Below are 13,251 nucleotides of genomic sequence, written 5' to 3' on the forward strand. Positions count from 1 at the left end.
CTTCCCGGCCGCCCTGAATAAGTGTGGAAGGAACTGGTCCCACCGCACATGTACTGGTTTTTGGGGCCGGGCCAAGCAAGGAAGGTGCAGCGTGGCGCGCGAAAATCCGAGGGTTGAAGAGGCCGACGAGTCCGAGCTTGAGGTGACCGGACACCCCAAAACCTGGGCTGCCGGAGTCCCTGGTGTCTACCATTCCATGAAGCCTGCTCTTGAGCACATGGGCCTGGAGCGGTCACGGAAAACCTTGCTGGCGCTGAACCAGAAGGACGGGTTTGACTGCATGAGCTGTGCATGGCCGGACCCGGGCCACCGCAAGACGTTCGAATTCTGCGAAAACGGCGCGAAGGCTGTCACCTGGGAGGCAACGCCGGTGGTGATCGGCTCCGAGTTCTGGGCCGGGCATCCCGTCAGTGAACTCCGGGAACGGTCGGAGTACTGGCTGGGGATGCAGGGCCGCCTCACCGAACCCGTGTACAAGCCAGCCCGCGAGGACCACTACCGGCCGGTGGGCTGGGACGAGGCATTCGGCATCATCGCGGACAAGCTCAATTCCTTGCCCAGCCCGGACCAGGCGGCGTTTTACACCAGCGGCCGCACTTCCAACGAGGCCGCGTTCCTGTACCAGCTGTTCATCCGCGGGTATGGCACCAACAACCTGCCGGACTGCTCCAACATGTGCCACGAGTCCTCCGGCTGGGCCATGGGCCAGACCATCGGCGTGGGCAAGGCGACCGTCTCCTACAATGACTTCGAAAAAGCGGACCTGATCATCATCCTGGGACAGAACCCGGGCACCAACCATCCGCGCATGCTCACCGCCCTTGAGGAAGCCAAGGACGCAGGTGCGCAGATCGTGGCCGTCAACCCGCTGCCGGAAGCGGGCCTGATGCGCTACAAGAACCCGCAGCGGGTGAAGGGCATCATCGGGCACGGCACGGAACTCGCCGACCAGTTCCTGCAGATCCGGCTTGGCGGGGACATGGCGCTCCTGCAAGCGGTGTCCAAGCGCGTCCTCGAAGCGGAGGCCGCGGCGCCGGGAACCGTGCTTGACCATCAGTTCCTCGAGGAACACTGCCAGGGCCTGGATGAACTGAAAGCGCACCTTGCCGCGCTGGATGAGGCCACCGTCCTTGAGGCCACGGGGCTGCGCCCGGAGGAGATCGACGAACTGGCGGACCGGTACCTGCGGGCGGACAGGGTCATCATCACCTGGGCCATGGGCATCACCCAGCACAAAAAGGCCGTGCCCACCATCAAGGAGATCATCAACCTGCTGCTGCTCCGCGGCAACATCGGCAAACCGGGCGCCGGTGCCTCGCCCATCCGCGGACACAGCAACGTCCAGGGCGACCGCACCATGGGCATCTGGGAACAGATGCCGCCGGCATTCCTGGACGCCCTGGGCAAGGAATTCAGCTTCGACCCGCCGCGGAAACACGGCGTGGACGCGGTGGACACCGTCCGGCAGATGCGCGACGGCGGCATCAAGGTTTTTGTGGCGCTGGGCGGAAACTTCGTGGGCGCCATGTCGGACACCTACGCGGCAGAGGCGGCGATGGAAAGTACCGAACTGTCAGTCCAGATCTCCACCAAGCTCAACCACTCCCACGCCGTCACCGGTGCGGAGGCGCTGATCCTGCCCACGCTGGGACGCACCGAGATCGACCGCCAGGAATCCGGCCCCCAGTTCGTGTCCGTGGAGGACACCGTCTCCGCAGTCCATGCCTCGCATGGAACGGTAGAGCCGGTAGCCCCCGGCCTGCTGTCCGAAGTGGCGATCGTGAGCCGTTTGGCGCGGCGCGTGCTGGGCGACCGGATCGCCGCGGACTGGGCGGGCTTCGAAAAGAATTATGACCTGGTCCGGGAGCACATTTCGCACGTAGTGGTGGGCTGCGAGGACTACAACCGGAAGATCCGCCAGGACGGCGGCTTCGTCCTGCCTAACGGGCCACGGGACTCGCGCACGTTCAACACACCCACGGGCAAGGCCATGCTCACCGTGAATGAACTCGAACAGGTGGAACGTCCGCCGGGCACCCTGATCCTGCAGAGCATGCGCTCGCACGACCAGTTCAACACCACTATCTACGGCCACAACGACCGCTACCGCGGCATCAAGAAGGGCCGCGAGGTAGTGTTCGTCAACCCCGCGGACCTGACGGAACTGGGGCTGGAGGACGGGCAGCACGTGGATATTTGGGGCGTTTACCCGGACAACGCGGAGCGGGTCCTGCGGAATTACCGGGTAGTGGCCTATCCCACGGCCCGCGGGTGTGCCGCCGCGTACTACCCGGAGGCCAACGTTCTGGTGCCGCTGGACAGTGTTGCCGAGGGCAGCCAGACACCGGCGTCGAAGGCCGTGATCGTGAAGCTTGAGCCGCGCCTGGTACTCGAAGAAGAGCCAACAGCCGCGGGGTAGCGGGAAGTTGAGCCGGCAGTCGGTTGAGCCTGTCGAAACTGCCTTGGATTTCGACAGGCTCATCACCGGCGCGGCAGGCTCAGTCGCCGGCCCTGCTACTGCACCGCACCGGCCCTGCTACTGCGCAGTGTCCGCCCAACCCTTGCTGGCGGGGCCGCCATCGAGCCCGTCGTCGCAGAGGTCGAAGGCAATGCCCGCTGCCCGTGCCACGGCCGCGCTGGAGGCCTGGCGTGACCCCGCGCTGCCGGTCCCGGCCTGCAGGCCTGCGGCGTAGCCCACCAGGAACGTGGTGACGGGAGCCGCTGGGTGGATCACGGAGTCGGCGGATTTGCGGGCAAGGTCAAGGAGCAATTCGTTATCCACCGTGAGGTCCAGGATCTGCAGGGCTTGGGCAAGCCTGTTGCTCCACTGGTCCAGCACCTGCGCCTCTTCGTCACTGACTGCCATGGTCCGCTCCTTTGCTCAACATTGGCCCGCTTATTCGTTCCGGTGCCGACACTACAAGGCTTAGCAGCGGAAGTCATGGGGTCCCTAAAACCCCTAAATCCAAAATGGGGTAGCGCCCCGTCGCTTCCGGCTCTGGAACTGTCCTCCACCCCCTGCCTAGACTGGGCGGACCCCCAGCCCAGGACCACCGGCACCGATCATCCGGCACCAGAAAGATGCCGTGAGACCGACGCGGGACCCTGCCCGCGAGGGTACATCACCTACCCAAAATCACGGCCGCCCTACCGGGCAGGCCTGACTACAGGAGAGATAGATGACAGGGAACAAAGCCGTTGCCTACAAAGAACCAGGCAAGGTTGAAGTAATCGACATCGACTACCCCACCTTCGAACTCAAGGACGGACCGGGCGTCAATCCGGCCAACGTGGGACGTCCGGTCCACCACGGCGTGATCCTCAAAACCGTGGCCACCAACATCTGCGGCTCGGACCAGCACATGGTCCGCGGCCGCACCACCGCACCGCCCAACCTGGTGCTGGGCCACGAGATCACGGGCGAAGTGGTGGAGGTGGGCCGCGACGTCGAGTTCATTAAAGTCGGCGATCTCTGTTCGGTGCCGTTCAACATCGCCTGCGGCCGGTGCTGCAACTGCAAGGAACGCAAGACCGGCATCTGCCTGAACGTGAACCCGGACCGGCCCGGCAGCGCCTACGGGTACGTGGACATGGGCGGCTGGGTGGGAGGCCAGGCAAACTATGTGCTGGTGCCGTACGCCGACTGGAACCTCCTGAAGTTCCCGGACAAGGACCAGGCCATGGAGAAGATCCTGGACCTGGCCATGCTCTCGGACATTTTCCCCACCGGGTTCCACGGGGCGGTCACTGCCGGAGTGGGCGTCGGGTCCACCGTATACGTGGCCGGTGCCGGCCCCGTGGGCCTCGCAGCGGCGACCAGCGCGCATTTGCTGGGTGCCGCCGTCGTGATTGTTGGGGACCTGAACGAGGACAGGCTGGCGCAGGCACGCAGCTTCGGCTGCGAAACCGTGGACCTCACCAAAGGCGGCCCGGCCGAGCAGATTGAACAGATCCTGGGCGTCCCGGAAGTGGAGTGCGGCATAGACGCTGTGGGCTTCGAGGCCCGCGGACAAGGCCATGGAAAGAACGCAGAGGAGGCTCCCGCCACTGTGCTGAACACACTGATGGACATCACGGCGGCCGGCGGCGCCCTGGGCATCCCAGGCCTCTACGTCACCGGTGACCCAGGCGGGATTGACGAGGCGGCCAAGAAGGGCGCGCTGAGCCTCAGCCTGGGCACCGGATGGGCCAAGTCCCTGAGCTTCACCACGGGCCAGTGCCCGGTGATGAAATACAACCGGCAACTCATGATGGCCATCCTGAACGATCGGGTGAGCATCGCCAAGAACGTCAACGCCAAACCCATCCCGCTCGAGGAAGCACCCAAGGGTTACGCGGAATTTGATGCCGGTGCGGCCACCAAGTATGTCCTCAATCCGAACGGGTACCTGAACTAAGAAGGGGGTGAACGGCGGACGGTAATTCTCCGAGGAACAAGGTGCGGAAATAAGGGCCGCCCGGGCCGGGTTAGGCTTTGCAGGGTCAACAGCACCGCCGCATCAAAGGAGTACCCCTTGAGTGACATCACCGTCCGCCACAACGCCGGCCGCGAGCGCTTTGAAATCCTCGACGCCGGCAATGTGATCGGCAAGGCAGCGTACAAGGACTACGACGGCGGCGGCGCACCGCAGTGGGTTTTCTACCACACGGTGGTCAATGAGGAATATGGTGGCCAGGGCCTGGCAGGCCAGCTCGCCACCGCGGCCTTGGACGAAACCGTCAGCGCCGGCATGGGCATTGTTCCGGTGTGCCCCTTCATCAAGAAGTTCCTCACCAAACATCCCGAGTACGCCGGCAGCACCGTTCGCGTTACCCCGGCCCACCTGGAGTTCCTGGACTCCGCGCTGACAGCCCGCACCCGCTAACGGTCATGGCACCTCCGGGTATTACGGTGCCATGACCTTTAGCGGGTACGGATCCGCAGTCAATGGTCCTTCCCGGGGCGCGCCGGCGCCACACAGGCAGCTCCCAAACTTTGATGATCTAATCAACATCGCATCGCGTGCACTGGGGCCCGCAGGATGCTGATCAGATAGTTGAGTTGGGACAGGAGCCCCTATGCCGGTGGACCAAAGGATGCCTGGGATGCGGCAGGATGTTCCCGCGACCCGGCATGCCCGGAAGAGGCTTGCGCTGCTGTTCACCGCCGTGGTGCTGGTCGTCATTGCCATCGTTGTGCTGGCAGTGGTGCGGTCAGGGCCGCGCAACGGCGCGGAACCGGCAGCTGCCCCCGAGGCCCCCGTCGCTGTGGCCCCGGATTCCCTCCAAGGCAGCATCCAGTCCGTCCTCGACGACAACCCGGACTACAGGATCGGGCTGGCCATGGCAGACGTCTCGGGGGACGCCGCGCTCGCCTTCGGGGACCAGGAAGCCTTCACCGCCGCCAGTACTGCGAAGATCATCACGGCCGCGGCCTACTACCACCTTGTCGAAACCGGGGAGGCGACCCTGGACGATCCGCTGGGGGACTACGACGCCGCGTTCCAGCTCGAAGCCATGGTGAACGAGAGCAACAATGATTCCTGGCTGCTGCTGATGGACGCCGTGGGCTACCCGCAGCTGACCGAGTACGCGGCCTCGATCGGCGTCGACTACGATCCCGAGGAGAACCTGCTCACCCCGGCTGAGATGGCACTGGTCCTGAAGCAGCTCTATGCCGGAGACCTGCTGAACCAGGACAACACGGCCCAGCTGCTCAGCTACATGCAGGACACCAACAACGAGGAACTCATTCCCGCAGGCTCCCAGTCCGGGTTCGAGGTGTTCCACAAATACGGAGAGCTCGACGGCGAACTCCACGATGCAGCCGTCCTGGCCTACCGCGGTTCCACCTTTGTCTTGGTCATCTACACGGAGAACGCCGACGGCACCGAAGGCGCCGGGCAGGCCGATGCCATCCGGGAGCTCACCGCCGTCGTCGAAAAGGCCCTGTTCCCGTCCGTGCAGGCCGGGAACAGCACCCCCTAGGGTCAGCAAAGTCGCTAACCCCCCGGCCGGTGGGTAAGACTGTTTCCGTGAGCAACAATCCCCGGACTGCCCTGGCCGTCGCCGGCCTCAGCCTGGGCACGGCACTGAACCCCCTCAACTCTTCGATGATCGCAGTGGCCCTGGTGGTGCTCCGCGCCGACTTCGGGCTCGACGTTGCCGCCGTCACCTGGGTGGTCACCTCCTTTTACCTCGCCTCGGCAGCGGGCCAGCCGGTGATGGGTCGGCTGGCCGACAGGTTCGGGCCGCGCCGGATGTTTATGCTCGGCATGGCCCTGGTGGCCGTTACCTGCGCCCTGGCGCCGCTGGCACCCAACTTCGCGCTGCTTTGTGTGGCGCGGGCATTTATGGCGCTTGGCACCGCCACCGCCTACCCCAGCGCTGTGGTGATGGTGGGCGCCATAGCCCACCGGGCCAACGTGGATTCGGCGCGGCCGCTGGGCAGGCTGCAAATGGCGAACACCTCCGCCGCCGCCGTGGGGCCAGTGGTCGGCGGACTGCTGGTGGGCCTGGTGGGCTGGGAAGCGCTGTTCCTGATCAACGTGCCGCTCGCTGTGGCCGCGCTGCTGATCGTGCGGCAGGCCGCCCCGAAGGACGAGGCACGTGAAAACGGCAGCGTGGCCGAACTCGTCAGGGATTCGGATATTCCGGGCATCCTCGCCTTCGTCTCGGCCCTGCTGCTGGTGATGATGGCAGCACTGAACGTGGCTCCAGGGTACCGCTGGTGGATGCTGGCCGCCGGTACCTTCATCGCTGCGCTGTTCGCCTGGCGCGAGTTCCGCTTCAACCGGCCGTTCCTGGACCTGCGGCTGCTGGGCCGGAACCGTCCGCTGATGCTGGTGTACCTGGGCTTCGCGGTGTTCAGCAGCGTCTACTACTTCGTCTTCTTCGGTCTGCCCCAGCTGCTGCAGGAGGCCGGCGGGTACGATCCCGGGGTCGTCGGCCTGCTGATGCTGCCGCTCGCAGCGATGTCCGTGGTAGCCACGCCCTGGGCGGTGAAGGCGATCGGAAGGTTCGGCGTGCGGCGGGTGCTGCTGGCCGGCGTCATCCTCCTGACGGCGGTGGCCGCGCTCATGTGGCTGCTCACCGGCACACTGCTGATCCCGCTGGTGGTGGTCCTGACAGCATTGATGGGCGTCCCGTACGGAACGGTCAGCATCGCCACCAACCAGGGCATGTTTGTCTCCACCCGGCCGCAGGAGCGGGGCGTCGCGGCTGGCATCTACCAGACCTGCCGGTACGTGGGCGCCATCACCGCGACTGTGATGATCGGTGTGTTCGCGGCCGACGGCGTGCACCAGGACAACTGGGCCCGGATGGTGGTGGCCATGCTGGTGCTCTGCGTGGTGACCTTCGGGGTGTTCCTGCTTTGGAAGCAGCGGACGGACTAGCCGCGCTCCCCGAAGGCCGGGTTTAGGCTGGAGACATGGCATCTCCAAAGGCGCAGCTGTATTTGGATATCACCGCCAAGGGCCTGTGCATCCTGGGCGCGGCGATGATGATCTTCGGCCGCGGAGCATGGTTCTACGTTGGCGTGGCCACCGTGGTGCTGGGTGTGCTGTTCATCGGCGGCTCGCTGGTGGCCACGAGCAAGCTCCGCGGACGCAGATGGGACGGCACGCGCCGGACCTGAGGCTTGTGCGCGTACCGTCCCGGGCTGCTGTCAGTCCCGCCGGATCCAGGCTGCGTTGTCCGGCTGCAGCCAGCCGTCCTCTTCCAGCGGAAAGGCACTGAAGACTACGAGGCCGGCGGGCACTCAGCCGCCTCCCGCCGTCGCCCGTTCACAGTGACGCAGTACCGGGCTCAGGTGTACATCAACGACCCGGGCGTGGTGAGTTTCTCTCCGGTCTCCAGCCAGGTCTTCAGGCCGGAGAGGATCATTGGCCAGCCGCCGTAGAGCTGCTCGTTGGCGCCTTCACGGAGGTCGCTGTGGGTCACGGTGAGGCGGCAGGAATCGCCCACGGGTTCGATGTCCCACGTGATCTTCGAGGTTCCCTCCGCTTTCACGTCCTCGCCCCAGAGAGCGCGCATGGTCTGGACGAGCCGCCGGGGCGGGTCCACCTCCAGGTTTTCCCCTTCGCCCAGAAGTTCCCCCGCCTTGGGGTTGCCCATTTCGAACCGTCCGCCAGGCCGCCAGTCGGACTCGATGGTGTTCCCGAACTGGTACTTGCTGCGGATCCCGCTGTCCGTGATGGCTTCCCAGAGCCGTTCCGGCGTGGTCTTGATGTAGATCTCGAAGATTTTTTCCATGGGACTTTCCAATCTGGATTTGAGGTCGCTGAGGCCAGCGGCCCATGGTTCTGCGTATTTGCTCACCCAGCGGTCGTGGACGAGCCGGATGGGCACCGGGTTCAGGAAGTGCAGCTTTTCACGCCCCCGACGGCGGGCCACCACGAGTCCGGCCTCCTCCAGGATCCTGAGGTGCTTGGCGACCCCGAAGCGGGTCATGTCGAAGCGGCCCTCAAGGGCCCTGAGGGTCTGGCCGTCCTTGCGGAAGAGTTCGTCGAGCAGGTCCCGGCGGGTGGCGTCTGCGAGTGCCTTAAACACGGCATCCATGAACCAATGATAGGTGACCATTTGGTCACCTATCAAGAGGTCGGTTCCTGGAGGCCAGGCTCTCGTCGCGTTCCTGGAACACTTCATCGCCCGGTCCGGTAAAGGCCCGGGATCGTTGCACCGCCTCGATGGAACCGGTAAACAGCTGCGACTCCTGCGGGTCCGGCGTACCGCGCACGCTGTCCGGGCCCGGGCTGCCCAGGCTGCGCAAGGGTTGCTGGCGGCGGGAGGAGGTGCCGGCGTCGGCGGCGGCCTCAGTCCAGCGTTGCTGGGGGAGTGCCTCCGGATGGCCCTGCTGGAGGAAGGTGACCATGGCCTCGCGGATCAGGCAGCGCAGGTCGAAGAGGGCGGCGCTGTCCGCGGCGCTGACCAGGATTCGGACGCGGACGAACCCTCCGGTGGCGTCGGTGATCTGCAGGACGCCCACGCGCTCGTCCCACAGGTCCGTACCGGCAAGGACGCTGCGGAGTTCGGCCCGCATGTCCTCCACTGGGGCACGCCAATCGAGGTCGAACTCCACGGTGCCCATCACCTCAGACTGCCGGCGGGTCCAGTTCTCGAAGGGCGTGGTGGTGAAGTATGTGGAGGGGAGGATGAGTCGGCGGTCATCCCAAATGTGGACCACCACGTAGGTCAGGGTGATCTCCTCGATGCGGCCCCATTCCTTCTGGACCACCACCACGTCGTCCACCCGGATTGCGTCCGTGAAGGCCAACTGCATGCCGGCGAAGACATTGACCAGCGACGTCTGGGCGGCGAGGCCCGCCACAATCGAGATGACGCCGGCAGAGGCCAGCAGCCCGGCGCCGAGGGCCTGGATGGCCGGGAAGGTCAGCATCACCGAGCCGACGGCAAGCACCACCACCAGGGCAACGCCGATCCGCCGGGCCAGGATCATCTGGGTCCGGAGCCGCCGGGCACGCCGGTTGTCCGCGACGTCAACGCTGTATCGGCCCAGCACCACCGCTTCGATGATCAGCAGGACGGCCACTCCCAGCCAGGCCAGGGAACCGATGAGGGCTATCAGCAGCAAGTGGTCGACGCCGGGCAGCCAGCTGTCGCCCGCGGCCGTCAGTCCCAGTGCGGTGCGGACGCCGATGAGGCATATGGCCAGCTGCAGGGGCCGGCGCGCCACCCGGGATGTGGCCTGCAGCTCCGGGCGCCCGCGGTTGAGCCTCAGCACGATCTTGCGCAGCAGCCAGGACAGGAAAAGTCCTGCGGCCACTGCCAGCGTGACGGCGACAAAAGGCATGGCGGGATTCAGTAATAGGTCTTGCATTCATTAACCACTACCAACCGGGACCGGAGGATCGAAATCGGCGCGGTCCCGGGCGTGGTGCCTGGCGGAGACTAAAATCGCCTCTATGACTTCCTCCCGGCAACTGCGGATAGCCCTGCCCGACGCGAAACTGCTGGACGCTCTGAAAGCGACAGCCGGCGTCGAACTCCACCTCTGGGACCTCAGCGGACCCGCCCCGGAAGGCCGCATTGACCTGCTGGTGCCGCCGTATATGGGCAAGCCGGGCGCGCTCGCCGGGCTGGAAGGTGTGGACGTGGGGCTGGTGCAGAGCCAGTCCATCGGGTACGACGGCGTGGCGGACGTCCTGCCCGACGGTTGCGTTTTCGCCAACGCGGCGGGAGTCCATGAAACCTCGACGGCGGAACTCGCCCTGGGCATGATGATCTCCGGCCAGCGAGGCCTGGCCGACTTCGCACGGAACCAGGCCGCCGGGACGTGGGACAACAGCCAGCGGCCCAGCCTGGCGGACCGGCGTGTGCTGCTGGTGGGTTACGGGGGAGTGGGCAAGGCCATCGAGGCCCGGCTGCTGCCGTTCGAAGCCGAGGTGACCCGGATGGCCAGCCGTGAGCGCGAGGATGCCGGCGGGAAAATCTACGGGATCGACTCGCTGTTTGAACAGCTGCCGCTGCACGAAATTGTGGTGGTGAGTGTGCCGCTCAGCGAGCAGACCCGGCACCTGGTGGATGCGAAGTTCCTGGCTGCGATGCCGGACGGCGCGCTGCTGGTAAATGTTGCCCGCGGGCCCGTGGTGGACACCGACGCGCTGCTGGCGGAGGCGTCGTCGGGAAGGCTCCGCGCCGCCCTGGACGTGACGGACCCCGAACCGCTGCCGGCCGATCATCCGCTCTGGACCACGCCCGGCGTGCTGATCACCCCGCACGTGGGCGGGGCGAGCTCGGCGATGTTCCCGCGCATGGTCCGGCTCATTAAGCAGCAGATCGGGCTGCTGCAGGCTGGCGGGGAGCCGGTGAATGTGGTGCTTGGCCCGCAGCGCGGGGTCACTTCCGCCCCATAGACGCCCCTTTTGGGGCCAAGGGTGACCCCGCGTTGGGGCTCACCTGGCGTGAAGCTACCCAGACATGGCCCCCGCTCATATGCTTAGGGCCATGTCAACCTATGAAGTCCGCCGCAGCGCGGTCATCCCTGCCCCCGCCGAAGACATCTTTCCGCTGGTCAACAGCTTTCACGAGTGGACCAAGTGGTCCCCGTGGGAGACGGTTGACCCGGGCATGAGCCGGCGCTACTTCGGCAGTGAATCCGGGGTTGGCGCAGGCTACGAGTGGAGTGGCAACCGCAAAGCCGGCAGCGGAACCATGGAGATCGTCGAGTCGGTGCCGTCCAGCCGGATCCACGTCCGCCTGCAGTTCACCAAGCCCTTCAAGGCCCTGAATCCCACCACTTTCACGTTCATCCCCGCACCGGGCGGTACTGAAGTCCACTGGGTAATGACCGGGGAAAACAAAGGCGCTGCCAAGCTCTTCGCGCCCTTTATGAACATGGACAAGCTGGTGGGGTCCGACTTCGAGCGCGGACTGAAGTCACTGTCCGACGCAGTGGCCGCCAAGAAGAACTAAGTCACGCGGGCGGCCGGGCTAGCACCCTGCCGGCTGGCCTGCGGGGCCTGATAGACCGCCCGTTTTAGACCGCCGGTTCGCGCCTCCGGCGGAAGACGATCCGGAGGTTGTCGCGGAAGCTCAGGCTGCTGCGGCGGCTCACCACGATGATGGCGAACAGGGCCGTCACCAGTACCACGGCACCGCCGGCCGCAACTGACCAGCGCGCGCCGAACTCCGAGCCGATCCACCCCATGAGCGGCGCACCCACCGCCGTTCCGCCTTGGAGGATCGCCAGGTACAGGGCCAGCACCCGGCCGCGGAACTGGGGCTCCACGGAGAGCTGAATGCTGGTGTTGCAGCTGTTCAGGAACGTGATGGACGCCAGCCCCACCGGTATGAGCACCGCTGCATAGAGCCAGAACGACGGCGCCACGCTGGCCAGGAGCGTGAACGCACCGAGGCCCAGGGCCCCGGCGAGGAGGTACCGCAGCCGCGGCCCTGCCCTGCGCGCCGCAAGCAGCGCTCCGGCCAGTGTGCCCACTGCCATGATGGAGCCCAGGAGCCCGAATTCGCCCGGTCCCACCCCGAATTCGGTGGTGGTCATCAGCGCATTCGTGATGGGGAAGTTCATGCCGAAGGCGCCCAGAATGCCCACCATAAACATGATCAGCACCAGATCCGGCCGCTGGCGGACGTAGCGCACGCCCTCCGCCACCTGGTGTTTTCCGCGGGATGCCTGGAGGGCTGGGGCGAGTTCCGTGGTGCGGATCCGGAACAGCGAAATGATGACGGCGGCAAAGCTGGCGGCGTTGAGCAGGAAGACGGGCCCGGTGCCCACCCAGGCGATCAGCACGCCGGCGATGGCTGGCCCGGTGAGCCGTGCGGTGTTGAAGGATGCAGAGTTCAGTGCCACCGCGTTGGAAATCTTGTCCTGCCCCACCAGTTCCGAAACGAACGCCTGGCGCGATGGAGCGTCAACGGCACCGGCGATGCCAAGGCACAGCGCTGCCAGGTAGGCGTGCCAGAGTTGGGCGGTTCCCGTCACCACCAGGAGCCCAAGCACCAGTCCGGTCAGGCCCATGGCAACCTGCGTCCACAGCAGGATGACCCGCTTGCGGTACCGGTCCGCGAGGACTCCGCCGTAGGGGCCCAGCAGCAGCATGGGCAGGAACTGCAGGCCGGTGGTGATGCCCAAGGCAGCTCCGGAGTGGTTGGTGAGGACCGTCAGCACCAGCCAGTCCTGCGCCACCCGCTGCATCCAGGTGCCGATGTTGGACACGATGGCGCCGCCGGCCCAGATGCGGTAGTTGCGGTTTTCCAGGGCCCGGAACATGGCGCTCATTTTCCGCTCATCTCCTGCATGATGTGCGCGGCCTGGCTCAGGATCAGGCGGTCCGCTTCGCTGAGTCCGGCCACCCGCTGGGCGAGCCAGGCGGTTCGCTGGTTGCGGGCTTCCTCCAGGACTGCCTTGCCGGCGTCGGTGATGTCGACGCGGACTTGCCGGCCGTCGTCGGGATTCGCGGCCCGGGACACAAAGCCCTGGTCAGCCAGGGCGTTGACGATGCGGGTCATTGAGGGGGCCTGTACGTGCTCCCGCTCGGCCAGTTCGCGGAGGGTGGTGGGACCGCTGCCGTTCAGTTGGGCCAGGACCGTGTATTGCCCGGGCGTGATGACCTCGCCGGTGGCTTCGACGCGCAGCCTGCGGGATGTGCGCATCACGGCGGTGCGGAGCTCAATGGCAAGGGTGTCGGGGGTGATGGATTCTGTGGTGTTGCCGTTTTCTGTGTCGGTCATGGTCACTGGGTGATGCGCCTCCTGAAAATGCTTAGCAATGCTAATTAGTCCTGCTAATAA

13 protein-coding genes are annotated in these 13,251 nt (G+C 65.8%); 8 read left to right on the plus strand and 5 right to left on the minus strand.

Translation table 11 applies throughout. From position 1 onward, the window contains the following. Positions 1 to 91 precede the first annotated feature (91 nt). Entirely contained in the window at positions 92 to 2,419 is a 2,328-nt protein-coding gene (locus BACI348_RS05345; RefSeq protein ID WP_159824279.1) for an FdhF/YdeP family oxidoreductase, read from the plus strand. Positions 2,420 to 2,536: 117 nt separating this feature from the next. Here the strand turns inward: BACI348_RS05345 and BACI348_RS05350 are convergent, their stop codons facing one another. Beyond that, positions 2,537 to 2,866: a DUF6457 domain-containing protein gene (locus tag BACI348_RS05350; RefSeq protein ID WP_159824280.1), complete on the minus strand. Its 330-nt coding sequence runs from the start codon at positions 2,864 to 2,866 to the stop codon at positions 2,537 to 2,539. Between the two features lie 313 nt (positions 2,867 to 3,179). Here BACI348_RS05350 and fdhA point away from each other — a divergent pair, with 313 nt between their 5' ends. From fdhA to BACI348_RS05375, 5 genes are all read left to right on the plus strand, one after another. Continuing rightward, entirely contained in the window at positions 3,180 to 4,397 is a 1,218-nt protein-coding gene (gene fdhA, locus BACI348_RS05355) for a formaldehyde dehydrogenase, glutathione-independent (protein ID WP_159824281.1), read from the plus strand. 117 nt (positions 4,398 to 4,514) lie between these two features. Then, the gene (locus BACI348_RS05360; RefSeq protein WP_159824282.1) at positions 4,515 to 4,865 is read left to right on the plus strand and encodes a GNAT family N-acetyltransferase; all 351 of its coding nucleotides are present in this window, start codon (positions 4,515 to 4,517) and stop codon (positions 4,863 to 4,865) included. 220 nt (positions 4,866 to 5,085) lie between these two features. After that, positions 5,086 to 5,967 (plus strand): serine hydrolase, encoded by an 882-nt coding sequence (locus BACI348_RS05365; protein ID WP_236557440.1) that lies wholly within the window; start codon positions 5,086 to 5,088, stop codon positions 5,965 to 5,967. A 47-nt stretch (positions 5,968 to 6,014) separates the two neighbouring features. Further along, positions 6,015 to 7,376 carry an MFS transporter gene (locus BACI348_RS05370; RefSeq protein ID WP_159824284.1) on the plus strand — a complete coding sequence of 454 codons (1,362 nt, stop codon included), beginning with the start codon at positions 6,015 to 6,017 and terminating at the stop codon, positions 7,374 to 7,376. A 35-nt stretch (positions 7,377 to 7,411) separates the two neighbouring features. Further along, positions 7,412 to 7,618, plus strand: a complete 207-nt coding sequence (locus BACI348_RS05375) for a hypothetical protein (RefSeq protein ID WP_159824285.1) — start codon at positions 7,412 to 7,414, stop codon at positions 7,616 to 7,618. 170 nt (positions 7,619 to 7,788) lie between these two features. Here BACI348_RS05375 and BACI348_RS05380 read toward each other — a convergent pair whose 3' ends face one another. Further along, a complete protein-coding gene (locus tag BACI348_RS05380; protein WP_159824286.1) occupies positions 7,789 to 8,541 on the minus strand; it encodes an ArsR/SmtB family transcription factor in 753 nt (250 codons plus the stop codon). Positions 8,542 to 8,566: 25 nt separating this feature from the next. After that, positions 8,567 to 9,793, minus strand: coding sequence for a mechanosensitive ion channel family protein (locus tag BACI348_RS05385; protein WP_159824287.1), 1,227 nt, complete (start codon positions 9,791 to 9,793; stop codon positions 8,567 to 8,569). Positions 9,794 to 9,905: 112 nt separating this feature from the next. Between BACI348_RS05385 and BACI348_RS05390 the strand changes: the two genes are divergently transcribed. Together BACI348_RS05390 and BACI348_RS05395 are read left to right on the plus strand one after the other, a co-directional pair. Then, the gene (locus BACI348_RS05390; RefSeq protein ID WP_159824288.1) at positions 9,906 to 10,856 is read left to right on the plus strand and encodes a 2-hydroxyacid dehydrogenase; all 951 of its coding nucleotides are present in this window, start codon (positions 9,906 to 9,908) and stop codon (positions 10,854 to 10,856) included. A gap of 91 nt (positions 10,857 to 10,947) precedes the next feature. After that, positions 10,948 to 11,415, plus strand: coding sequence for an SRPBCC family protein (locus BACI348_RS05395; RefSeq protein ID WP_159824289.1), 468 nt, complete (start codon positions 10,948 to 10,950; stop codon positions 11,413 to 11,415). Positions 11,416 to 11,479: 64 nt separating this feature from the next. Here BACI348_RS05395 and BACI348_RS05400 read toward each other — a convergent pair whose 3' ends face one another. Together BACI348_RS05400 and BACI348_RS05405 are read right to left on the minus strand one after the other, a co-directional pair. Continuing rightward, a complete protein-coding gene (locus BACI348_RS05400; RefSeq protein WP_159824290.1) occupies positions 11,480 to 12,739 on the minus strand; it encodes an MFS transporter in 1,260 nt (419 codons plus the stop codon). Next, a complete protein-coding gene (locus BACI348_RS05405) occupies positions 12,736 to 13,191 on the minus strand; it encodes a MarR family winged helix-turn-helix transcriptional regulator (RefSeq protein WP_159824291.1) in 456 nt (151 codons plus the stop codon). Before BACI348_RS05405 ends, BACI348_RS05400 begins: the two co-directional genes overlap by 4 nt. Positions 13,192 to 13,251 lie beyond the last annotated feature (60 nt).

The sequence above is a fragment of the Arthrobacter sp. 9AX genome (genome assembly GCF_902506095.1).
In the GTDB taxonomy this organism is placed as follows: Bacteria; Actinomycetota; Actinomycetes; order Actinomycetales; family Micrococcaceae; genus Arthrobacter.

Coding starts and splice junctions, on each gene's coding strand:
- BACI348_RS05385 (WP_159824287.1), bottom strand. CDS start 9,793: ATGCCTTTTGTCGCCGTCACGCTGGCAGTGGCCGCAGGACTTTTCCTG.
- fdhA (WP_159824281.1), top strand. CDS start 3,180: ATGACAGGGAACAAAGCCGTTGCCTACAAAGAACCAGGCAAGGTTGAA.
- BACI348_RS05400 (WP_159824290.1), bottom strand. CDS start 12,739: ATGAGCGCCATGTTCCGGGCCCTGGAAAACCGCAACTACCGCATCTGG.
- BACI348_RS05395 (WP_159824289.1), top strand. CDS start 10,948: ATGTCAACCTATGAAGTCCGCCGCAGCGCGGTCATCCCTGCCCCCGCC.
- BACI348_RS05405 (WP_159824291.1), bottom strand. CDS start 13,191: ATGACCGACACAGAAAACGGCAACACCACAGAATCCATCACCCCCGAC.
- BACI348_RS05390 (WP_159824288.1), top strand. CDS start 9,906: ATGACTTCCTCCCGGCAACTGCGGATAGCCCTGCCCGACGCGAAACTG.
- BACI348_RS05365 (WP_236557440.1), top strand. CDS start 5,086: ATGCGGCAGGATGTTCCCGCGACCCGGCATGCCCGGAAGAGGCTTGCG.
- BACI348_RS05350 (WP_159824280.1), bottom strand. CDS start 2,866: ATGGCAGTCAGTGACGAAGAGGCGCAGGTGCTGGACCAGTGGAGCAAC.
- BACI348_RS05375 (WP_159824285.1), top strand. CDS start 7,412: ATGGCATCTCCAAAGGCGCAGCTGTATTTGGATATCACCGCCAAGGGC.
- BACI348_RS05380 (WP_159824286.1), bottom strand. CDS start 8,541: ATGGATGCCGTGTTTAAGGCACTCGCAGACGCCACCCGCCGGGACCTG.